A 246-nucleotide genomic window follows, 5' to 3' on the forward strand; every position below is an offset into this window, starting at 1 on the left:
CGCTGCATGTGGATCTTCGGCGAGCCACCGACGCCGATGGTCAGGCCCTTGATCGGCTCGGCCAGATAGCCGACGCGGAAGCCCCAGCCGGTCGACTGGTCGTACTCCTGGTTGGTCACGCGGTCCGGCTCGGTCGAGAACGGGCCGATCAGCGGCGCGCCGGCCGGAAAGCCCTTCGTTGCAAACGGCTGCAGGCCGGTCGCCTTGAAACGCTGGTAGACGAAGTTCAGCGAGATGCCGACCGAT

At 66.7% G+C, this 246-nt stretch carries 1 pseudogene; it reads right to left on the reverse strand.

What is annotated here, in order from left to right:
- A pseudogene (locus ACZ3HH_RS30915) lies at nt 1-246 on the reverse strand (hypothetical protein); the annotation flags it as partial.

It is taken from the genome of Pseudomonas sp. PME37.24/025, from assembly GCF_055556615.1.